Origin of the sequence: Arthrobacter bambusae (assembly GCF_022606295.1) — a bacterium.
Lineage (GTDB): Bacteria > Actinomycetota > Actinomycetes > Actinomycetales > Micrococcaceae > Arthrobacter > Arthrobacter bambusae_A.
Genome location: NZ_JAHHZS010000006.1, coordinates 21,361 through 42,178, shown reverse-complemented (window position 1 = coordinate 42,178; position 20,818 = coordinate 21,361). Strand labels below are relative to the sequence as shown.

General features: G+C 64.4%; 18 protein-coding genes and 1 tRNA gene. 10 read left to right on the top strand and 9 right to left on the bottom strand.

What is annotated here, in order from left to right:
• The first annotated feature begins 48 nt into the window (after nucleotides 1-48).
• Both KNN17_RS05865 and KNN17_RS05860 read left to right on the top strand, forming a co-directional pair.
• On the top strand, nucleotides 49-1,245 hold the full coding sequence (locus tag KNN17_RS05865) for a glycosyltransferase (protein WP_241707884.1): 1,197 nt from the start codon (nucleotides 49-51) through the stop codon (nucleotides 1,243-1,245).
• A gap of 102 nt (nucleotides 1,246-1,347) precedes the next feature.
• Nucleotides 1,348-1,421, top strand: a tRNA-Ile gene (locus KNN17_RS05860).
• Nucleotides 1,422-1,599: 178 nt separating this feature from the next.
• Here KNN17_RS05860 and KNN17_RS05855 read toward each other — a convergent pair.
• The gene (locus tag KNN17_RS05855; protein ID WP_241707883.1) at nucleotides 1,600-1,818 is read right to left on the bottom strand and encodes a hypothetical protein; all 219 of its coding nucleotides are present in this window, start codon (nucleotides 1,816-1,818) and stop codon (nucleotides 1,600-1,602) included.
• Nucleotides 1,819-1,885: 67 nt separating this feature from the next.
• Here KNN17_RS05855 and KNN17_RS05850 point away from each other — a divergent pair, with 67 nt between their 5' ends.
• A complete protein-coding gene (locus tag KNN17_RS05850; RefSeq protein WP_078105775.1) occupies nucleotides 1,886-2,188 on the top strand; it encodes a DUF4193 domain-containing protein in 303 nt (100 codons plus the stop codon).
• 245 nt (nucleotides 2,189-2,433) lie between these two features.
• Here KNN17_RS05850 and KNN17_RS05845 read toward each other — a convergent pair whose 3' ends face one another.
• Nucleotides 2,434-3,543, bottom strand: a complete 1,110-nt coding sequence (locus KNN17_RS05845) for an ATP-binding protein (RefSeq protein ID WP_241707882.1) — start codon at nucleotides 3,541-3,543, stop codon at nucleotides 2,434-2,436.
• A 793-nt stretch (nucleotides 3,544-4,336) separates the two neighbouring features.
• On the opposite strand from KNN17_RS05845, the gene KNN17_RS05840 reads away from it, so the two are divergent.
• Together KNN17_RS05840 and KNN17_RS05835 are read left to right on the top strand one after the other, a co-directional pair.
• Entirely contained in the window at nucleotides 4,337-4,549 is a 213-nt protein-coding gene (locus KNN17_RS05840) for a hypothetical protein (RefSeq protein ID WP_241707881.1), read from the top strand.
• 308 nt (nucleotides 4,550-4,857) lie between these two features.
• Nucleotides 4,858-5,190, top strand: coding sequence for a DUF4913 domain-containing protein (locus tag KNN17_RS05835; protein WP_078105772.1), 333 nt, complete (start codon nucleotides 4,858-4,860; stop codon nucleotides 5,188-5,190).
• Nucleotides 5,191-5,309: 119 nt separating this feature from the next.
• On the opposite strand, the gene trxA is transcribed toward KNN17_RS05835, so the two are convergent.
• The 5 genes from trxA to KNN17_RS05800 all read right to left on the bottom strand — a co-directional run bounded on the left by trxA (nucleotide 5,310) and on the right by KNN17_RS05800 (nucleotide 10,968).
• Nucleotides 5,310-5,762 carry a thioredoxin gene (trxA, locus tag KNN17_RS05830; protein WP_241707880.1) on the bottom strand — a complete coding sequence of 151 codons (453 nt, stop codon included), beginning with the start codon at nucleotides 5,760-5,762 and terminating at the stop codon, nucleotides 5,310-5,312.
• 1,517 nt (nucleotides 5,763-7,279) lie between these two features.
• Nucleotides 7,280-8,503 (bottom strand): redoxin domain-containing protein, encoded by a 1,224-nt coding sequence (locus KNN17_RS05815; protein WP_241707879.1) that lies wholly within the window; start codon nucleotides 8,501-8,503, stop codon nucleotides 7,280-7,282.
• Nucleotides 8,500-9,420: a cytochrome c biogenesis CcdA family protein gene (locus KNN17_RS05810; protein WP_241707878.1), complete on the bottom strand. Its 921-nt coding sequence runs from the start codon at nucleotides 9,418-9,420 to the stop codon at nucleotides 8,500-8,502. The genes KNN17_RS05815 and KNN17_RS05810 overlap by 4 nt, the downstream gene beginning before the upstream one ends.
• Before the next feature lies 1 nt (nucleotide 9,421).
• A complete protein-coding gene (locus tag KNN17_RS05805; protein WP_241707877.1) occupies nucleotides 9,422-10,456 on the bottom strand; it encodes a cytochrome c oxidase assembly protein in 1,035 nt (344 codons plus the stop codon).
• A gap of 2 nt (nucleotides 10,457-10,458) precedes the next feature.
• Nucleotides 10,459-10,968 carry a MarR family winged helix-turn-helix transcriptional regulator gene (locus tag KNN17_RS05800; protein WP_241707876.1) on the bottom strand — a complete coding sequence of 170 codons (510 nt, stop codon included), beginning with the start codon at nucleotides 10,966-10,968 and terminating at the stop codon, nucleotides 10,459-10,461.
• 47 nt (nucleotides 10,969-11,015) lie between these two features.
• Between KNN17_RS05800 and KNN17_RS05795 the strand changes: the two genes are divergently transcribed.
• Nucleotides 11,016-12,818, top strand: coding sequence for a chloride channel protein (locus KNN17_RS05795; RefSeq protein ID WP_241707875.1), 1,803 nt, complete (start codon nucleotides 11,016-11,018; stop codon nucleotides 12,816-12,818).
• A 52-nt stretch (nucleotides 12,819-12,870) separates the two neighbouring features.
• On the opposite strand, the gene KNN17_RS05790 is transcribed toward KNN17_RS05795, so the two are convergent.
• On the bottom strand, nucleotides 12,871-13,074 hold the full coding sequence (locus tag KNN17_RS05790) for a hypothetical protein (protein WP_241707874.1): 204 nt from the start codon (nucleotides 13,072-13,074) through the stop codon (nucleotides 12,871-12,873).
• Complete coding sequence (locus KNN17_RS05785; RefSeq protein WP_241707873.1) at nucleotides 13,071-13,610, bottom strand: MarR family winged helix-turn-helix transcriptional regulator; 540 nt, start codon at nucleotides 13,608-13,610, stop codon at nucleotides 13,071-13,073. The genes KNN17_RS05790 and KNN17_RS05785 overlap by 4 nt, the downstream gene beginning before the upstream one ends.
• Before the next feature lie 41 nt (nucleotides 13,611-13,651).
• Here KNN17_RS05785 and KNN17_RS05780 point away from each other — a divergent pair, with 41 nt between their 5' ends.
• The 4 genes from KNN17_RS05780 to KNN17_RS05765 all read left to right on the top strand — a co-directional run bounded on the left by KNN17_RS05780 (nucleotide 13,652) and on the right by KNN17_RS05765 (nucleotide 20,230).
• The gene (locus tag KNN17_RS05780) at nucleotides 13,652-15,166 is read left to right on the top strand and encodes a DHA2 family efflux MFS transporter permease subunit (RefSeq protein ID WP_241707872.1); all 1,515 of its coding nucleotides are present in this window, start codon (nucleotides 13,652-13,654) and stop codon (nucleotides 15,164-15,166) included.
• Nucleotides 15,167-15,228: 62 nt separating this feature from the next.
• Nucleotides 15,229-16,119, top strand: coding sequence for a prolipoprotein diacylglyceryl transferase (lgt, locus tag KNN17_RS05775; protein ID WP_241707871.1), 891 nt, complete (start codon nucleotides 15,229-15,231; stop codon nucleotides 16,117-16,119).
• A 255-nt stretch (nucleotides 16,120-16,374) separates the two neighbouring features.
• Nucleotides 16,375-18,642 carry a transglycosylase domain-containing protein gene (locus KNN17_RS05770; RefSeq protein ID WP_241707870.1) on the top strand — a complete coding sequence of 756 codons (2,268 nt, stop codon included), beginning with the start codon at nucleotides 16,375-16,377 and terminating at the stop codon, nucleotides 18,640-18,642.
• Between the two features lie 130 nt (nucleotides 18,643-18,772).
• A complete protein-coding gene (locus KNN17_RS05765; protein ID WP_241707869.1) occupies nucleotides 18,773-20,230 on the top strand; it encodes a cation:proton antiporter domain-containing protein in 1,458 nt (485 codons plus the stop codon).
• Nucleotides 20,231-20,818: the final 588 nt, after the last annotated feature.

Genomic DNA, 20,818 nt, shown 5'->3' with positions numbered 1-20,818 from the left:
GCCAGGCGTTTTGCGATGTTCGCACCGTGACCATCAGGAGTTCTCCACGTGACCGTTCCCGAAACCAACAAACCCCTCACCATCCTGATTGCGGCCGAGACCTACCGCCCGCAGGTCAACGGTGCTGCTCAGTTCGGGTACCGGCTTGCCAAAGGCATGAAGGCGCGCGGACACAATGTCCATGTGCTGGCCTGCCGGGCGGACAACGGCAAGAGCTTCACCGAATTCGGGGATGAAGGCACGATCCACCGCCTGAAGTCCCACGGAGTCTTCACGCACGAATACTTCCGCATCTGCTACCCCTGGGAAATCAAGAACGACATTCGGCTGCTCTTCGACAAGGTCCAGCCCGACGTCGTTCATATCCAGAGCCACTACTCGATCGGCGAGCACGTTCTCTACGAGGCGAAGAAACGCGGCATCCGGATCATCGCCACCAACCACTTCATGCCCGAAAACCTTAATCCGTTCCTGCCGTTCCCGCAGTGGTTCAAGGACATCATCGGGCGAGTGTCGTGGAAAGACATGGGCAAAGTCATGGGCCAGGCCGACGTCGTCACCACCCCCACGCCGCTCGCTGCGAAGGCCATGCACCAGCACGCTTTCCTTCGCAAGGTCCTGCCTCTGTCCAATGGTATTGACGCAGCCGCTTATGAACTTGGGCCGGGCGAAGAGATCGAGCGGAATCCCGACCCCACCGTTCTCTTCGTCGGCCGCCTTGCTGAAGAAAAGCATGTGGACGTCCTGATCGATGCGGTCGCCAAGACACCTGCCGAACTCAATGTGCATCTTGAGATCGTCGGCGGCGGCGAGGTCCGTCCCGCATTGGAGGCACAAGCCAAACGCCTGGGCCTGAGCGGGCGGGTCAAGTTCCTGGGGCTCGCAAGCGATGAGGAACTCAGGAAGGCATACCTTCGAGCTGATCTGTTCTGCATGCCCGGAACCGCCGAACTGCAGTCCCTCGTGACGCTCGAGGCGATGTCGGCGTCGACGCCGGTTCTTCTCGCCAATGCGATGGCCCTGCCGCACCTTGTGCGCGACGGCGAAAACGGACACTTGTTCACGCCAGGGGACAGCAACGAGCTGGCAGCCAGGATCACAGAGCTTTTCCGCCTGCCGGCCGGCGAACTCGAAGCCATGGGCAAGGCGAGCCGCGCCATGGTGGAACCACACAGCATCCAAGGCACTCTCCAGACGTTCGAGGACCTCTACCGCGGAGCGGGCTACGAGGACAAGGTCATCTAGCCACGCGGATCGGCTTGACCCCAGCTTGGCGTTGGGAGCCGAATAGTTTTGCTAGAGTGTTTTGGCCGGGAGGACGCTGACAAGGCGGCCCCTGGCCGACTCGGGGCTATAGCTCAGCTGGTTAGAGCGCGGGACTCATAATCCTAAGGTCCTCGGTTCAAGTCCGAGTAGCCCTACCGAAAAGAGCCCCTGAGCTGCGGAAACGCAGTTCAGGGGCTCTTTTTACTTTTGGGGTTCCAAGGTAGCCACCCACCGGAAACGTTTTGAACTAATTGCCGAACGCCTCGAGCAGCGAGGTGTTATCCGGCGCCTCGTGTGTCTTCTGGAGGTAGTGCTTCCTGGTCATGTTTTCGCTCAAGTGGATTTCACGGACGAGGACGAGGACCTCGCGGTCGCCGAGAAGCCGGGCCGGTCCTGGTCTGCGCGCTCGGACACAAGGGCGCCGTCAACGGCATCCTTGTACTGGCCCGCGCCGAAGGTGCAGCCGGCTGGGGCGTGCTTTGAACCGATAGTGCAGTTGAGCGGGCCGGTCGATGGTGCCAAGCCGATCTTCGACCAAGGGAACGAGTGCATCGTGGTGAACGTTTCAGAGTCGTCAGAGTGACGAGTTTCAACGACCGTAAGGAATGAGAACCAACAAGTGGCAACCGACTATGACGAAGTCCGTTCCGACGTCAAGGAATCCCAAGACCGCTCCCTGGAGGCTCTGCAGTCCGCCGCCGCCCCGGATGCCCGCAGCGTCGTCAACGAACTCGACGAAGCTGATGCCCTCGATGAGGGCCTCACGCCAGGCGGAGAATTTATCTCCGAAGAGCTGGTCGTCCAAGTAGTTCCTCAAGCGGAAGATGAGTTCACCTGCTACTCCTGTTTCCTGGTTCGGCACCGGTCCCAACTCGCTCGTGAAAGCGACGGACACGCATACTGCATCGAGTGCGAGGGCTAAGACAGTCCCCTTTATGGCCTGAGCGTGGTTGTGCTTGGGGACACGCTCAGCTTTCCCAGCAAACCTCAAGGCGGCCCGGGGAAGATCTTCGTGGAGCTTCGGTCAACCGCTATTTGACCGGGGCTTCGCTCATTCCGGGAGCCGGTCGCTGGCGAAATACCGTCTTTCGTGGGTGCTTTCCCAATTTGCTCACTGTCGTGTCGGTAGTCCAGAGCGCTTTTGACCACGGGAGTATCCTTACGGACTCAGGAGCCGGGGTTCTTGCGGAGGTACTCCCGCAGCCCAGGAATGGCGTAGTCAACCTTTCCGTGCCCGGTTGATTCGACGAGTCCTGCATCGATGAGGCGGTTCCTGTATTTCGCAACCAGGGTTGGTCGGGACCCGGTTCGGTGAATGATGTCCGCGGTCGTCGACGGCCCGTCATCGGTGGACATTGCATGGAGGAATTCGCGGTCCTTGGCTGAGGCGGTTGCGAGGGCTGCTTCGATGACAACGCGTTCGTTGCGCCGGATGCCGGCGGCGATCGCTCTGTCGACTGCGTCGGGGGAGAGCGGGCCGTTTTCCTTCTCAGCTTCACGCCAGAGGAAGTAGCCGATGAGTTGGATCAGGAAGGGGTAGCCGCCCGTGGCAGCTGCTGCCTTCTGGATCTGTTCCGGCGGGATACTGATGCCAGCGGCGGCGAACGTGCCGGTGTAGGACTTCTCGACGTCGCGCACGGCCGGGGCATGCAAGTCGATTTTGTCGGCCCTTCGAAGGAATGTCGCTACACCTTCGTTCAGCAGGTCTGATACCGCTGAGGGCAATCCCGCGAAGATCAACGCGATGGGCAGCCGATCCTGGATGAAGTGCTGAACGTTGGCAGCAAGCTGGGCAAGCTCGGCGCGGTCAGCTGCGTGAATCTCATCCACCGTGATCAGCAGGCCCGTGCCATGTTCGTTCAGGAGCGCCAGCAGAGCTTCTCCCAGTTCCCGCCAGTCGACCTGGCGTTCGGGTGTCAGCTGCGAGGTGATGCTGAAGCCGGCGATCGATAATCCTGTGATGCGGCGGCGCGATTCGGGCTGGTCGGCCAGTTCCTGAGTCAATCTACGCATCTTCTCCCCAATGCGGCCCATGAACGCAGTGGTGGCAGTCTCGGCGATGACGGCCCATCCGTGTTCGCGGGCAACGTCGTGGGCTGCGCCGAGCATGACGGTCTTGCCGATGCCTCGGGCGCCGGTGAAGATGGACAGCAAGCCTGGCGCGCCCGAGCCAAGTTCCAACCCGTACTCGAATTCGTCCAGAAGCCCGGAACGGCCGATGACCTCGGGTGGTGTGGCGCCGGCCGTGGGTCGAAACGGGTTCTCCGTCGTGGGCACGCTACTTCCTCCAGGAAACAAGTGAATCGGGGTGAATTTGGTTAATTTGGCGAGTATGGTGAGTTTGGTGAATAACCAACATGCTAGCCCATTTGATCTTCCTTGGGCGTTGATGCGCGGCACACTCGATCCGTTCCTCGGCGCAGAGAATCGGCATGCCGGCTCTCCTCTTCACACGCGGCACGAGGGATGTAGCGCGTGGGCCGCTGGCCGGCGTCAGCGGAGCCGCCCAACGGCCAACCAACTTGTGGACATGGCCAAAACACGGGGGAGGCATCAGTCACCTGAATTGACGGGGCGGAAGGTCCTCAGAGCCCGCACCCCAGCTGGACGTCAGGTGATTGGTGTGGAGCTGTCAGAATAGGGCTCATCGCTTCCTTCTCTGGCAACGACTTGTGAAACTCCTAGACCCCAGCCTGACATCAAGTGTCGCAATTCCAGACGTTCCCCGGCAGGGGGAACGTCTGGAAATAGCTGGACTCGGCAACGAAAAAGTTGCCGAGTCCAAAATATGTTCAGTCCTTCGCTCTAACCAACTGATCCTAAGGGCTAAGGAGGTCGCGATGACAGGATCCCCGAACTCCTTCCGGGCCTCTACCGTGAACTGAAAACAACAGCGTTGCGAATGTGCTTTCGCGTCTCGACTATCAAAAGCTCATTGGGGACCCAGGGCGAATGATGGAAGTTGCAGCCAGGGTTCAGTCGCAGCAGTTCCGCACCCCAGAAGAGAAGTCCGGCGAGGTGGCGAGGTCATTCTCTTCTCACTGCTCGAGGGGCAGTTCTAACTGAGGAGTTGGACGAGGAAAGACTCTTAGCCCTGGCAGTGATCTTGCTGCCGTCGGCCGACGGCGGGGACGACGCCATCAAGAAGCACAATACGTTCGGAATTTTTGTGGGCTTTGAGATTGATGTGACTGACCTGAGCGGGGAAGATATGGAGCTTGACGAGACTGAAGCCGAGTTGAAAAGCGCGCGACAGACGCGATCGCGGCCCAGCGCGAAGTGATTGGAAACGAGATCACGAAGCGCGGCACAGATGACAAACTAGCGGGGATCCAAAAGATCCGCTTCGATACGCAACCGGCTAAGGGGTGCCCGACCACCGGCGGCACGTCCCTGCTGCTTCTTCTGGCCAGTACCGAGGATCCACTGCCTTGCCTGCGAATCTCTTATTGCTTCCTTCCGGCGGCCAGGTTCTGAGGATCTCGAATGGCTGCCATCGGTTCTCGCGTCTTCTTTCCGATCCCGAGATGTATCACCATCACGGTGTGGTCGGTGCTTAGGAATGGGGTGTCGTTGATGGGAGAATAGCCCATGTTCTATTCAAATGTTGCCGAGTTTGTCAGCGACAATCTGGCCACAACCTATCGCAGGAAGTTCATTGTCGGCGGCGGTGTGATTTGGTGCCCGCAATGGTGGAAGCATGCCGAAGCAATCAGTCGTTTGGATGCATTGTGGCGTGCGTGGGAATTCTTGCGCCTCGACGAAACCACAGGCATGAGCGTGTGGTGGCGCGACCACGCGGACCATCACATGTCGGTGCTGCTCTCGGTTGACGGCCCGTTCAAGGGGTGCAGCCCGGACGGCGGCCATCTTGCCGAACTCGATCCCCTGCCGTGCGAGGAACCCCTGCCCGGATGGTTTTGATGCCCGGCTATGGCCCGGGACGGGTTGATCGAGCCTGCCGGACGCCGCTGTAATGGGCGTCTGGAAGTACGTCGCTGAGGTTTGGGCCGTTTCCAGATCGCGGACCCGGTCCTGCAGACTCAGCCACTCTTGCTGACTATGTGATTTTGGGAAAGAACGCCATTAATCCATGAGCGCAGGGCTGCTGCCGGTGCGGCCCCGGCGCGGCGCGCGAGGACCTTTCCGCCGATCAGGATCATGAGCGTGGGCACCGACTGAATGCCGAAACGCCAAGCCAGATGGGGGGAGTTGTCCACGTCGACTTTGACGAGTTTCACCCTTCCGGCCCGTTCCCGCGCCAATTGATCGAGCACCGGGCTGACTGTCCGGCACGGGCCGCACCACACAGCCCAGAAGTCGACAAGTACCGGAAGAGTTGCCCCCTCGGCGACTTCGGCGAAGTCGCCGTCGCTGGCGGCAACGATCCAAGGCAACAACTGATGGCAGTGCCCGCATCGCGGCTGGCCGCCGGCGCTGGACGGAACCCTGTTTGACTTTGCGCAGTGCGGGCAGACGGTGATGTTTTCTGTCATTCCTGCCGGCTTTCAGACGGCGGGCCGGCCGGAACAACGAGGTCAGTATTGGCATGGGATCTTTCCCGATGCTGTGCTCCCGCTTCGCGCGCGCAATGCTCGCAGCAATAGATTCCTTCGTCGGTCTCGACGCCGTGTCCCAACAACCGGCAGCCACAATGTTCGCACGCCGGTGCCATCATATGGATGGCACATTCGAAGCTGTCGAACGTGCCCTTTTGGTCAGCCCTGGTGACCGTGAAAGTCCTTGGATCGTCGTTTCCACAAACGTCGCATCGTGCCATCGTGGTGTCCTTTCATTGTGACCGTGGAACCGGCTTCGGCATTAGGTCCGAAAAGAGGCCCATGCCCAGTATCTGCCGTGACCCATCCGTGCTGTAGGGGCGAAAGGCCCCGACGATGAGCCATTGTTGGGGTTGACGGGTCAGAGTAATTCGCCAGGCGGTAGGTTTCGCCGCGGCAGAAGCTGACCAGGACGGTCAGGACCGGCATTCGACTCTGGCCGGGCAAGTCCCCGATGTGGGGCGGCGAATGTCGGCTTGTGGGGCTCAGGAGTTGGACGTTGAAGGGTAGTACTAGGGGAAGCCCCACCAGCAATGCTGAAGGGGCTTCGACTGTTTTGATTCTGTTATGACGAACATCATCTCCCGAACTTGCGGAGTCCTGGTGCTTCCTGCCTCGTCACCGGCAGACCAAGGCGGATCAGATCCACTGTGTGTTCCAGGGTTCCCCTGTTGTCCGTTCCCGTTCTTCTTTCGAAGAACGTACTAACAGTGTTACGCCTGATTTTCTGGTGACGCAAGAGCCAAATTTCCCAGTGTCGGCGTCCTTTATGAACGGTCGCTTGAGCCCCGCGGCTAATGTCGCTCCGGGACCGCCCTGCAGTCTTACCCGCAGAACCTGCAGGTACCTTCGCGATCTCGCTAAGAGAAGGCTCGGACATTCTCATGTCCTGAACAACCCGGCGTCATCTGATGGTTACCTGCAGGCGCTCTTAGTGTACGACCGGGCCAGCCACTCCAACAGGGGCCAAGGTCCCCCTGACGGGCGGACTGTTCTCCTGGGCGACGCCTGTGGAGCCGTGTCGCTTCTGGCTGGCCAAGGCGGCTCGCTCGCTATCGCCGGTGCCGCGCTGCCGCGGGACATCGTGGGACCGGTGGCCTCGCGCAGGCGGATCGGGCCGGCCCTGCCGGAATTCGAGCGACGCTGGCGGCCTGTGGTGGAGGCGGCCGGGAGGCGCGCCGTCTCGTTGTTCCAGATCTGCTGTTCCGTTCCCTTGAAAGGAACGCGATGTTCCCCAGAAGGAAAAGCAGCAAGGCAACGCACCACCAGCCGTTGTAGGGCGATCGGGTGCGGCTCGAGGAAAAGCAGAACAGAATCAGCAGGCTCAGAGTCACCACCCCAGGAGCGACCCGCAGGGTTGTTACATCGAGGACCAGGTGTGGCCTTATCGGAACCGCATCGCCATGGGGGCTCCTGCCGCTGATTGAGCGATCCATGCCCGTGCGGGCCTGTCGTTATTGTGGGTTGTTTTCCAGGGTGTGCAGGACGTATTCGAGCTGTTCGGCGGTGAACGTTCCGGGGTGGCGGACGAGCAGTGTTCCGTCCGGGGCGATGATGGCGGTGAACGGCAGGCCTGATATTTGGTAGGCCCCGGCGGTGGTTCCGTTGGTGTCGGCCAGCAGCGGGTAGGTGGTGCCGCTGCGTGCGGCCAGGTCCGTTGCCTGGCCGGCTGGGTCTGCGACGTCGATGCCCAGGAATGCTGTGGAGGATCCCAGGTCCTGGTGGGCTTGTTGGAGATCGGGCATTTCCTGCGTGCAGGCGGTGCAGGTGCTGGCCCAGAAATTGACGACCGTGTATTTGCCTTTCGTTCCGTCCAGGGAGGTCCGGGTTCCTGGGTTGCCCAGCCTCGGCAGGGTGAAGCCGGGGGCGGCTTGCCCCAGTTCGGCGGGTTTCGCCGCGGTGGCACTGGAGGATGCGGGCCCGCCGACCGTGGCACCGGGACGTCCGGGAACGAGGTCCACGGCCATTTGGGCCATGCCGTGGGCGAAGAGGGCCGTGTTCGCGGATTCGGTGCCGAATTGCCCGATCGCCGCTTCCTTGCCTGCGGGATTGATGAAGAACAGTTCGGATCCGTGGACAACGTCATGGGTCTGCGGGTCGACGCCTATCGGTACGTGGTATTTCGCGGCCACGGCCGTGAGTTGATCGGGAGTTCCGGTGCCGAAGACCCAGTTGGTCTCGGAGGCGAGTCCATGGTCCTCGGTCCAGGCCTTGACGTCCCCGACCGCCGGATGCGCAGTGTTGGCGTTGATGGAGAGGAAGACGACGTCGGCCGCGGCAGCGCCCAAGTCGCGGTTGGCCTCGGTGACGTCCTGGGCCAGGAGAGTGCACAGGTCCTGGCATTGGTCGTCGTTGAAGGAGAGCACGACGGACTTTCCACGGTATTGGGAGAGGCTGACTGGCTTGCCGTCCTGCGCGGTGAGGGTGAAATCCGGGGCGTTATCCAGCGGGGGGTGCAGAACGTCCAGCTGCAGGAGTCGGGCCGTGGCGGCGTCGATGCCCGGTTCGACCGTCACGGGGGCCGGGGTGGCCGCCGTCGTGCCTGGCTTGGACGGGGCCACCAGGAAGATTCCGGCAACGGACGCGGCGATGGCGAGGCCGGCAATGGCCCAGATCGCGGCTGCGATCAGCCGGCGCCTGTTCGTGGCTGGATCGGTGGATGGCGGGGCGGTTCTCATGGTCCGGTGTTCCCTTTCTCCTGTTGGGACGTGGTCGTTGGTGCTGCAGGTGGATGCTGCGGCGCTGGTTGAGGGTGCGGCTCGGTGAGGATCCGGCGGATGATCAAGGCGATCGGGCCGAGCACGAGGACGCCCAGCACCAGCGCGGACAGGGCCGGTGCCGCGCCGATGAGGGAGGCAAGCCAGCCGGAAGCTCCTTGAACGGAAGCCGTGACGGTCGAGACCCCCACCGGATCCAGCAGCTCGGTCAGCCAGTAATAGGCCAGATAGGCGCCCGAGAGGGTCAAAGTGATTCCCGAGATCAGCCCAAGCCAGCGTCCGGCGGCCCCGATGCGCCGCACTGCGGCGGCGCCAAGGACCATCGCGACGACGGCGGCGGCGGTGACGAACAAGGCCATGCCTAGCGCGTAGGCAAGGTAGCTCAGGAGTCCGCCGAAGAAGCCCTGGCCGGTGAATGACCCGGCGACCGCGGCCAGGAACAGCGGCAGCGAGCAGCTCAGGGACCCGGTCGCGTATGCCACCCCGTAAAGGGCCATGGCCAGAATCGACCTTCCGGCGCGCATCCGCGGGGCGGGAAGGCGCAGGACCGGTGGGTGGCCGAACAGGGTGGACACTCCGGCGACGGCCATCAGCAGGCCCACTGCGGCCATGATCGGAGGCAGCCAGCCTGTCGCGAGCCGGGCCCCGGCTTCGAAGAGGAACCCGAGGACGCCGAACACCACCGCGAACCCTGCGCTGACACTGGCCCCGGCGAGCAGGGCCCGGGCCGTCCCGGATCCCAGGCGGCCGGGACGGTTGCCGCAAAACAGTGCGAGGTAGGCCGGGAGCATCGGGAATCCGCAGGGGTTCACGGCAGCGACGAGCCCGAGCGTGAATGCGTACAGGACCGCTCCTGCGCCGGTGCCGGAAGGAGTCATGTCAGCGCCGGCCCCCGTTGCGGGTCTCCAGGGAGAGGAGGTAGGCGTTGTAGTCGGCAAGTTCGGTGTCGCCTTCACGGGACGCACGTCTCTCTGCGGCCCCGGTGGTGCGTTGGTCCGATTTCTGCCATTTCACCACGAGCACCCCGAGGACAAGGAGGGTGGGAAGTTCGGTGAATCCCCAGGCGATGCCGCCGCCGGCGGCCTGGTCAGCCAGCGGAGACACGTGCCAGCCGGGCATCGGCATCGCGTAGAACTTCACCAGCAGCGTCGTGGACATCATGACCACAACCCCGAAAAAGGCGTGGAAGGGCGCGGTAGCGGCCAGTTCGAGCACGGGCAGTACCGGCCCGGCCTTGGCGCGCAGCCCGCCCCGGGCTTTCCGCGGGGAGGGGTCGACGCCGATGATCCCCCAGAAGTAGAGGAATCCGATGAGTAAAAAGTGGACGAGCATCAGGTTGTGCCCCCACCAGGTGCCCATCAGGTAGTCGAAGACGGGTGTGAAATACAGCCCGTACAGGCTGGTGATGAACAGGGCGAACGTCACGGCCGGATGCATCAGGACGGCGGCGCCCCGGCTGTGCAGGACCCGCAGAACGATCCTGCGGACACGGCCGCGCCGCCCCGGCCCTGCCGGCAATGCCCTGAGCAGCAGGGTCACCGGGGCCCCGAGGACCAGGAAGACCGGGGCGAGCATGTTCAGGACCATGTGCTGGACCATGTGGATGCTGAACAGCTCCATCCCGTAGCCCTCGATCCCGGTGGCGGTGACGAGCAGTACGGTCGCCGTCCCCAGAAGCCACCAGATGATCCGGGCAGGCGGCCAGCGCACACCCCGGCGGAAGAGAATGAAGACGCCGAGGCCGTAAAGGACCAACAGGACCAGGACGAACAACGGCAGAAGGGGGACGGGCTGGGGGTGCCAGGCCAGCACGCGTTCCAGCGTGGGTGGCGGGTCCGGCATCCACATGGGCCCGGTCATCGCTGCTCCCGGATCCCCGGCACCGGGGTCCGGCATGGCGGCCAGCAGCGCCACCCCTAGATCCCCAGGATGAGGGTCTCGTCCGCGGAGGGCTCCCCGGCGGCACGGGCAAAAACCTCAAAACCTGCACGGACCGCGTCCAGATCCGGGCCGGAGAGATCCTGAAGAACCAAGGAGATCTCGCGCCGGCGCGCATCCGTGACTTCGGCGTAGACCCTTTCGCCTTTCTCGGTGAGGGAAATGATCACCTCGCGCCGGCTGTCGGGGCTGGCCGCGCGGGCGATCAGACCGCCGGCGACCATCCTGTCGGCGAAACGGCTGAAGCTTGACTGCTTCGCACCTACATGCTGGGCCAGTTCACCCATGCGCAGCGGACCGAAGTTCGACAGGATCACCAGGACCCGGAACTGGGGCAACGTTACCGTGTCCATCACCGGCGCCAGGGACCGGGCGATCACCCCCAGCAGCGCCCGGGAGGCTGTCAACGTGCTCTCGAGGGCGGCGTCGTCCCGGTGCCTGGTCCGTGCATCACCGGAGGGTCCGACGGCGTTGGTGGTATTCTTCATACTTGTCATAGTACATATGTTGTGTCACGTAATGAATCGGAGTTTCCTTGACCGCGCAGCCCGCTCATTCCAGTCGCTGGTTCCTGCCCGGCCGGGCGGCTGTGTTCCGGAGGACATTGGCGCGCTCCTCCTACCAGCTGGTGGCCATGGCTGTCGTGGTGGGTGCCGGGGCCGGGTTCGCGGCTGTCGGGTTCCGCTGGCTGATCACCGCGGCGACGTTGTTCTTTAGCGGCACCACCGACTACTCGGCCGCTCCGGGTGGCAGTGCCCATCCGTGGGTTCCGTGGCTGGGAGGCGCCTTCGTCGTCCTGGCCCCGGCGGCCGGGGGCCTGTTGTACGGGCCGCTGGTGAAGCGCTTCGCCCCGGAGGCCCGGGGCCACGGCGTCCCGGAGGTCATGTATGCGGTCAGCCAGCACGGGGGCCGCATCAAGGGCAGGGTCGCCGTCGTCAAGGCGCTGGCTTCGGCGATCTGCATCGGTTCCGGAGGATCCGTGGGCAGGGAGGGGCCGATCGTGCAGATCGGTTCGGCCCTGGGGTCCTGGCTTGCCCAGACTCTCAGGCTGCCCGAATCCAGGGTCCGGACCCTGGTGGCCTGCGGAGCCGCCGGCGGGATTGCCGCGACGTTCAACGCCCCCATCGCTGGGGTGTTCTTCGCCCTGGAGCTGCTGCTGGCCGATTTTGCCGCCGGCGCGTTCGGCGCCGTGGTCCTGGCCTCGGTCACCGCATCGATCATCGGCAGGACCTTCCTGGGGAACCAAGCGTTCCTCCAATTGCCTGCCTTCAGCGTCTCCTCGGGGGTCGAGTATCCGCTCTTCATCCTGCTGGGCCTGCTGGCGGCCGTTACCGGCATCGGCTTCACCCGGATCCTGTACAAGATCGAGGACCTGTGCGACTGGGCCTGGCGCGGCCCGGAGTGGCTGCGCCCGGTCGCGGGCGGTCTGCTGCTGGGGTCGCTGCTGCTGGTGCTGCCGCAGATGTACGGGGTGGGCTACCCGGTCCTCCAGGCCGGGGTGGCAGGCAGCTACGCGGTCGGTTTTCTGCTGCTCCTGCTCGTGGGCAAGATCGTCGCTACCAGCCTGACCATAGGTATCGGCGGATCCGGGGGCGTGTTCGCCCCGTCCTTGTTCATCGGAGCCATGCTTGGCGCCGCGTTCGGCGAGGTTGCCGGTTTCCTGGATCCGGCCCTGCACGGCCAGGTGGGGGCCTTCGCCCTGGTCGGCATGGGTGCCGTGTTCGCCGGCGCAGCCCGGGCACCGATCACGGCGGTACTCATCATGTTCGAACTGACCGGCGAATATTCGATCATCCTGCCCCTGATGCTGGCCATTGTGGTCGCCTCCGGAGTGTCCAAGGCCCTGTCCAGGGACACCATCTACACGCTCAAGCTGCGCCGCCGCGGGATCGACCTCGAACGGCACCCCGGCACCGAACTGCTGCGCAGCATGAACGTAGGAGCCATCATGGACACCGGGCTGCAGCCGCTGCCTTCGGACATGGCCGTCACCGAAGGAGCACGAAGGCTGCTCGCCGAGGGACACCTGGCCTTGCCGGTCACGGACCGGGAAGGATTATTGAAGGGAATAGTGACCGTGCACTCCCTCTCCGAAGTCCTCAGCAACGACGAGGACGCGGAGCGGATCCTCCTTTCGGACGCCGCCGAAATGCCCGCTACCGTCCTGCCCGGCGCGAGCCTTGAATCCGTTCTCGACACCCTGCTGGACTCCTCGGCCAGCGCAGGAACCCCGGTAACTGATGACGACGGCATCCTCCGGGGCTGGCTGGACCAGACCTCGGTCCTGCGTATCCTCTCAGGTCCCGGCGCGACCGGATCCACCCTTCCCGGAAAGTAGTCGTCTTATCGCCGAGTCGGCCTACGGTGCTGTGCCGCGGATAATCGCGTTTCTAGGGGTGTTCCCGCGCGAGGCTTTGGTGTTGGTTGAGGGCCCGCAGTACGGCGACGGCGGTCCAGAGGGCGGCGAGGTTCCACCACCAGGGACCGGCGGGCAGTGCCAGGGCGAGGACGACAAGAACAGTGACCGCTGTGATGTCGAGCAGGAGAACCGGCCAATACCTGTCGGTGCGTGGCGGCCGGGGCGTGCCCGTCACGGCCGTGTCCCGCTTTGCCGTGCCTGGTCCCGGTTCCGGGTCTGGTCCTCGGCTTCCAGCAGCGCCGCGAGGGCGGCCAGGGCAGGGACGGCGTTTTCTATTACGTTCTGGTAGGCCTCCGGGAGCCGTTCCAAGGCTTGGCCGAGCCTTCGGTCGTTGGCGGCCTGCCATGCTGCCAGTATCTCCGTGCCGGTCTGCGTCAGGATCAGGTTCACGGCCCTGCGGTCCCCCGGACGGGGGGTGCGTTCCACGAATCCTGCGGTCACCATTTGCTGGACCAGGCTGCTGACGGTGTTGGTCGCCAGCCGTTGGCGGTCGGCGAGGTCACTGACCCCCATGCCGGGCTCATCGGCAAGGCGTTGCATGACCTCCACCTGGGCCATGGGCAGGGATTCCCAGGGGAACTCCTGCCGCACGCTGGAGCGCAGGACCCGCCGCAGACGCGTGATCACCCCGGTCAGCGACCAGGCATCGGCGCCGGCATAGTCACGGACCGCCGGGTCGGTGGCCGGGTCGGACGCATTGACGGTGTTCATGCCATTAGCCTAACCCGGTATTCCCCCTATAGAATAGTTCTGTGACCGAACAACTTTCTTCAGGCACAGCCCCTTTCTCCTCCGCTCCGCCCACCGGCTGGGGGAAGCTGTGGCGGGAACCGGCCAGGCCTGACTGGATCCGGCGACGACCCGGTGCGCCGTGGCTGGTCGTGGCAACGGTGTGTATCGGCGCGTTCATGGGCCAGCTGGATGCCAGCATCGTGACACTGGCGGTGCCGGCCATCAGGACTGACATGAACGCCACCCTCGCCCAGGTGGAGTGGGTGGCGCTGATTTACCTTCTGGTGCTGGTGGGCAGCATCTCGGCGGTCGGCCGACTGGCGGACATGGTGGGGCGGAAGCTGCTCTACACCTATGGGTTCGCCCTGTTTACCCTCGCTTCCCTGGGGTGCGCGCTTGCCCCCGACATCACCTGGCTCCTGGTGGCCAGGGCTGTCCAGGCGGTCGGCGCGGCCATGTTGCAGGCCAACAGTGTTGCCCTGATCCGGACGAGCATGCCTGCCGGGAAGCTTGGTAAGGCCATCGGCCTCCAGGGTGCCGCGCAGGCCATCGGCCTGGCCATGGGCCCTTCGGTCGGAGGCCTCCTGATCGGCCTGGGTGGGTGGCGGTGGGTGTTCTTCGTCAACATCCCCGCAGGGATTATCGGGTTGCTGTTGGGCTGGTTCCTGCTCCCGCGCACCCACCTCAAGGCCCCCCGTGCCCGGCTGGACTGGCTGGGGCTGGTTGCCCTGATGCCGGCCGTCGGGGCCCTGCTCCTGGCTTTGTCGGAGGCGGCCAGGCTCGGTTTCGGCAACTCCGTTGTTCTCGGACTGCTGGGCGCATCGCTGGTTCTTTTCGTTCTCTTTGCCCTGCGGGAACGCCGGGCAAGACACCCCTTGGTAGACCTGTCGCTGTTCAGGTCCGGGACATTCAGCCGGGGCGTCGCGACCGGTCTGCTGGGCTATCTCGTGCTGTTCGGGGTCCTGTTCGTCACACCGCTGCATCTGGAATCGGAGTATTTCCTTCCCCCGGCCCAGGCCGGACTGCTGCTGACGGTCCTGCCGGTCTCATTGGGACTCGTTGCACCGGTTGCGGGTCTGCTGGCGGACCGATTCGGCGCCCGGTTGCCGGCGTCCGCAGGCATGGGACTGGCCGCAGCCGCGCTGGCCGCGCTCGTCTTCTCCTCCCATGATCTGTGGGTCACGGCAGCCGCCCTCGCGGCCATGGGTCTGGGGCTTGGCCTGTTCACCCCAGCCAACAACGCCTCCGTGGCAGCGGCCGGACACGACCACCAGGCCGGCATGGTCAGCGGCGTCTTGAACATGACCCGGGGCGTCGGAACCTCCCTGGGCGTCGCCCTGGGCGCCGTCGCGTACTCCCTCGCCAACGCCCTGGGCAACAGTGCCGGAGCCCCGGCGGTCCCCGGACTCGGTTTCCGGATCGCGGTGGCGCTCTTCGCGGTGCTCGGTGCCGCGGCAGCCATACTGTCGTTTCTGGGACGGCGCGCCCGCCCCAAGGCTCTTCCGGCTCCGGAGGACCATTCGGAACCCGGCTGACCTCAAGGTTGCCGAGCAACACTGTTTTTGCCCTAACTTCCCGAACAGGATCCCGAATCTCCATGACTGCCTCTGATTCCTTCTTCCCCTCGCCGACCGTCAGCGCCTTTCACCTAGGCCCCCTGACCATCCACTTCTACGCGCTGTGCATCCTGGCCGGGATCGTGCTGGCCGTCTGGCTGACGTCCCGGCGTTGGACCGCCCGCGGCGGTGCGCCCGGGCAGGTCCTGGACATTTGCCTCTGGGCGGTGCCCGCAGGGATCATCGGGGGCAGGCTCTACCACGTCATCACCGATCCCGAGCTCTACTTCCTTCCGGGAAAGAATCCGTGGAATGCCTTTGCTATCTGGGACGGAGGCCTGGGGATCTGGGGCGCCGTGGCCTTGGGCGTCGTGGGGGCATGGATCGGCTGCCGCAGGGCGAAGGTGTCTTTGGTGGCGTTCCTGGACGCAGTGGCGCCAGGTGTGGTTTTTGCCCAGGCCCTGGGCCGGTGGGGTAACTGGTTCAACAACGAGCTCTACGGGGATCCGACCGCTCTGCCGTGGAAACTCCAGATCCATCAGATGGATGCTGCAACTGGCTCGGCGGTGACCGATCCCTCGGGCGCGCCGGTGGTCCTGGGCTATTTCCAGCCCACGTTCCTCTACGAGTCCCTGTGGTGCGTCGTCGTCGGGCTTCTTCTTTTGTATGTGGACCGGCGCTTCACCCTCGGGGCGGGAAGCGTGTTCTCCCTGTATGTCGCCGGCTACACGGCGGGGCGCTTCGCTTTTGAACTGATGCGCTCCGACTATGCCAACCTGATCCTCGGGCTCCGGGTGAACACCTGGGTTGCCGGCCTCATCTTCCTGGCGGGCGCCGTCGCGTTCGTCCTGCTGTTCCGGCGCAGACGCTCGACGGCCGTGCCTGGGGATTCCGCGCCGGACTCCTCTGAACCGCTGACTACAGGCAGCTGACCCTCAGAGCCCGCATGACGGCGCGGAACCGACCCAGCCCGCACCCCGCCCACGTGTGCGATTTGCGGGCAATGCTCACCACCCGGGCACTTGAGAGACGCGGGGCACGACGCCCGACAACCAACCCGATCCATCGCCAGAGAACCTGAGGAAGATATGTTCAATCGGATACGAATTCGGCCTTGGCCCCGTGAACGAGGCATGCTTCCGCACGGTGCTGGGTCCGATCCGGCCCGGAGCCCTGCGCCGGCCGCTGTGACTTCCGGCAGGAACCCGCTCCTGGACACGGGAACAACGCTCGGCCGGATCCTGCTCTTCCTCGGCGTGAGCGCCGTCTGCGGGATGCTCGTGGCCGGCCTGATGGTCCCCGCCGCAGCGGTGGCCGGGATCACAGCGAGCGGCTCGGCCCAGTTCTTCAACGGGCTGCCCAGTGAGCTGACTGTGGCACCTGCCGGGCAGGTGACGAGGGTACTCGCAGCAGACGGATCCCAGATCGCGACGCTGTTCAACGAGAACCGCACCCAGGTTCCCCTCGAGCAGATGTCCCCGAACATCAAGAACGCTATCGTCGCGATCGAGGATTACCGCTTCTACCAGCACGGCGGCATCGACCCGACCGGCATCCTGCGCGCCCTCGTGACGAACAGCGGCGGGGCCCGGCAGGGCGCCTCCACGTTGACCCAGCAGTACGTGACCAACGTGCTCAACGAGAACCTCATCGCCCAGGGCAAGGACGCCCAGGTGGTGCTCAACGGCCAGAAGACCATCAACGACAAGCTCCGGGAGATGAAGCTCGCCATCGGCCTCGAGAAGCAGTTCACGAAGGACCAGATCCTCGCCGGCTACCTCAACATCGTCGGCTTCAACGCCAACGCCTACGGCATCCAGGCCGCCAGCCAGTACTTCTTCTCCGTTGACGCCAAGGACCTTACGGTGCCCCAGGCGGCCCTGCTCGCCGGCCTGGTCAACGGACCCTCGCTGTTCGACCCCACCCAGCACCCGGTGGCGTCCAAAACGCGGCGGGACCTGGTGCTCGATGCGATGCTCCAGCACGGCTACATCAACCAGCGGCAGCACGACGACGCCGTCAACACCCCGATCCAGCTGAAGGTCAACCCGCCCAAGCAGGGCTGCGCCTACGCCGTCCAGGCCCAGTACTTCTGCGATTACGTCCTCCACCAGATCCAGAACGACCCGGCCTATGGCGCGACACAGGAGGACCGGATCCAGAAGATCATGCGCGGCGGCCTGACCATCAAGACCACCCTGGACCCGCGCCTCCAAGGACCCGCCCAGGCCCAGGTCGACGCCACGACCGGGACGAACCCGGACAAATGGGGCGCCTCCCTCGTGACGGTCCAGCCCGGCACAGGCAAGGTCCTCGCCATGGCACAGAACTCCCGTACGCTCGCCGGCCAGGGCACAAGCTTCGTCTCGACCTACAACTTCAACGTCGACCGCGCGGACGCCAACGGCAACGACCTGGGCGGCGTGGGCGGCATGCAGCCCGGCTCGACCATGAAGCCGGTGACCCTCGCGGCCTGGCTCGGCGAAGGCAAAACAACGAACCAGATTGTCGACGCGTCAAGGCGTCGCTACGGCGTCAACTACCCGTGGAAGACGACATGCGGGGCCGTCCATGGCTGGTTCGACAGCACTCTTCCACCCTCCACGGACCTGCAGAACGACGAACCCGGCTGGTACCGGCCCATGACCGTCCGGCAGGGCATCTACAACTCAATCAACACCGCGACGTTCGCGTCCCTGGCCGGCCTGAACGACTTCTGCGACGTCCAGCGGGCGGCCGACGCCATCGGCCTGCACCTGGGCGACGGGAACGACAAGAAGATCGACCTCTCGACCCTGGGTAATATCCTGGGCAGCCAGAACGTCGCCCCCCTGACGATGGCCAACGCCTTCGCTACCTTCGCCGCGGACGGCACGTACTGCGCACCCATCTCGATCGCCGAAGTCGACGACGCCTCGGGCAAGAGAATCGGCGGGCAGGCATCGGCGTGCCAGCCGAACGCCCTGAAACCGGATGTCGCCAAGGCGACCACCAATGTCCTCCAGGACGTCCTCACCAAGGGCTCCGGCCTGCTCATCCCGCAGAAGCTCGGCGTCCCGGACGCCGCCAAGACCGGCACCAACCAGTACAACAACCAGACCTGGGTTCTTGGCTACACCAAAGGCCTGGCAACGGCGTCCTTCTTCGGAGACCCCTTCAACGGCGGTCCCTCCCGGCTCGGACGCGACATCACGGTCAACGGCAGATACTACCCCGTGGTCGACGGGGCCTACATCGCCGGACCACAGTGGGCGCAGTACATGCAGCAGGTCGTCGGTCTCTACGACCACGGCGACTTCGACGCCCCGCCGCAGAGCCTCATCGGCGGCTCCGCGGCACAGACCCGCAGCAGCGACCAGGCCACCGGAGGGACCCCGAGCCAGGCACCGCAGCCGAGGGCGCCCCAGGCCCCGACAGCCCCGTCGAAACCCGGCAACGGAAACGGGAAGGGCTGATGCCCTCATCGCGGCAGGCCAGGTCGGGCCTCGGTCGACGGAGCGTGGCAGCGATTCTTGACAGGTCAAGCTCTGGCTTCTGACACCGGCTTCAGTTCCCGGTGCCCGTTCGCGGCGTAGCATTCAACACGTGATCGACCTCGAGCCGTTTTCCCTCATGATGCTCTTGGTCGCGGGCGCTCTGCTTGCCGCCGTGTTGACCCATCGCCTCAGCGCCCGGCTCCGTGTACCCGCGCCGGCCTTGTTTCTCTTGGCCGCGTCCCTGGCCTCCGATGTTGTACCCGGGCTCGAACACATCCCGGTGACTGTGGATGAACGAATCGTCACCGTTGCCTTGGTATTCATCCTCTTCGATGGCGGCATGCACATCGGCTGGCACCGGTTCCGTCAATCAGCCGGGGCCATAGCGTGGATCGGGATCGCCGGAACCGCGGCAACGGCAGCCGCCCTGGCACTGGCCGCTCATGCGTTTTTTGGATTCGGTTGGGGCGCGGCCCTGCTCATCGGTGCGGCCCTGTCCCCGACAGATCCCGCCGTCGTGTTCTCCGTCCTGGGCGGCCGGGAAATCACCGGCCGCACAGGCACCATCTTGGAGGGTGAATCGGGGGCGAACGACCCGGTCGGCATCGCCTTGATGATCAGCCTGCTCGGCGCCACAGGTGGCGGGCTTGACGCCGTGGCCGTCGGCACAGCGGACTTCATGCTCCAAATGGCCGTCGGTGCTCTCATCGGTTTCTTGGCCGGACATGGCTTATTGGCGCTGATGCGCAAGGTTGCCCTGCCGAACGAAGCCCTGCACTCGGTGGGAACGATGGCGGCTGTTGCCTTCATCTATGCCGCAACGACCTTGCTCCACGGTTCAGGGTTCTTGGCAGTGTTTCTGGCAGGAATCATCATCGGCGACCAACGCGCCCCTCACAAACGCGACATCGAACGCTTCAGCGCCGGCATCGCCAGCCTGGCCGAAATCGTCGCGTTCACAGTTCTGGGGCTCAGCGTCCCGCTCCTGGAGGTCCTCCGCTCCGGCGAGCTGGGGACCGGGCTGGCCCTTGCCGGCCTGCTCATCCTCATCATCCGCCCCGCCCTTGTCGGATTGCTCACAATACCCATCCGGCTGCGCCGCGGCGAACGCGCCTTCATCCTGCTCGCCGGCCTCAAAGGAGCCGTCCCGATCCTGCTGGGCATGTTCATCCTCAGCGCCGGACCGCCCGATGCGTCACGCATCTACTCCATTATCTTCATCGTCGTCCTGACCTCGGTCATCGTTCAAGGCACACTCGTGCCCTACCTAGCCGCACTCCTGCACGTGCCGATGCGCCGCATCGACCCGGAACCCTGGGGCATTGGCCTGCGGTTCACCGACGAACCGCACGGACTGCACCGCCACGTCGTCGAGCCCGGATCCCCGGCGGATGGCTCGACCATTGCGGAGATGGCCCTGGGCGAATCAGGGTGGATCAGCATGATCCGACGAGACGGCCAGCTCATCCAAGTCCGCGGCGAAACCACACTGCATGCCGGTGACGTCGTGCTCGCCCTCTCGGATTCGGAAACCGGGCTCGCACGACTCTTCCAACAACCCGGGTAAAGCCCCGCGAGCCGTAGCCCGGGGCCTCATGGACCATCGGGAATTATCCGGAACACCGGATAGTTCAACGCGGTTTCCTTGAACGGGCTACATCGTCCCGGTCAGATTTCTGCGTCGTTGTGACAAAGGATCTACCGCTGGGCATAAGGGGCAGGAGCGCAACTTGGGGGACCGGGAACAATCCAAAACTTCGGGAGGAAATGAGCGGAGCGCCGAAGGAAGTTTTGGATTGCGAGCGGCGCGCAGCGCCCTGGTTGCGCGGAGGACCCGCCCAGCGATGATCGAGCATCAGAACGACAAAAGCCGCTGGTAAAGCGCCTAATCTTCCATGCGCAAGGATAACCACGAATTGCATTCACTCCGGCTGATCCACAGATGGCGGCCGATTCGGTAGGCACGGGGGCCGACGTGCTTCACCCGCCACTGGTAGAACGTCTGCTCAGGAATTTGCAAATGGGTGCAGATGTCTTTCGGGGCGGCATGACGATGGGCTGAGAGCGCGGCCAAGTGATCGATTCGACCTTGGCACGGCCACCCAGCCACGGCGATTCGCCCCGGATATTTACTAGACTGGGTCGACCCCGACAT